Origin of the sequence: Bowmanella yangjiangensis (assembly GCF_017255015.1) — a bacterium.
Lineage (GTDB): Bacteria > Pseudomonadota > Gammaproteobacteria > Enterobacterales > Alteromonadaceae > Bowmanella > Bowmanella yangjiangensis.
The window spans coordinates 1-630 of sequence record NZ_JAFKCS010000450.1 but is presented as its reverse complement, the minus strand read 5'-3'; the positions used below and the strand labels follow the sequence as shown (position 1 = coordinate 630).

The following is a 630-nucleotide window of genomic DNA, read 5'->3' as shown; positions in this document are numbered from 1 at the left end:
AAAATCCTGACCCTGCAGAAGATCCTGGGCCACACCACCCCGGCCATGGCCCTGCGCTATACGCACCTGACGCCGGATCACCTGCCGGATGCCATCAGGCTCGGACCCGCTAGCGATCACCGGCGCTTTCTCGGCATCATCACCCCATAGCCATATCGAAGGGGCATCATGCGTGACTTCGTTCAACAGCAGCGCAAGGCCAGGCAGCATGATGAATTCTTGTTACCGCTGCCAGGGCATCGCTAAAGACTAGTCGTGGTCGTTCCAATGACGATGTAGAGGCTGAGTTTGCCGCTCGTCGTAAGCCCCTGGCCAGGATGTACCCGCCGACTCAGGGATAACCTGCAGTTTCAACTCTTACGCGCTGATGCACCGGTGCAGGCTATACACGCCAGCAAATAACAAAGAACGCCGATGCTAATGCCGCGTATCCAGTTGATTATCGACACCTTGAGTGCAAGGTCTCTGTTGGCATAGCTAAGAGAGGTATTTTCCAGAAGCTGGGCTCTGAGTTCATTTACCTTCACTTCCACATCAGCGCTGCCATACAGGCTCTTGATCTCTGCTAGATAGCGCTGCACCTCAGGACGCGAGGCTAGGTGCTTACGGGATACGTCTTGGATGGCCTTA

At 55.4% G+C, this 630-nt stretch carries 1 protein-coding gene; it reads right to left on the bottom strand.

The features are described from left to right. Window positions 1–350 precede the first annotated feature (350 nt). Window positions 351–630: hypothetical protein (locus J0A65_RS25090; protein WP_206596945.1), on the bottom strand; the 280-nt coding region annotated here is incomplete at its 5' end.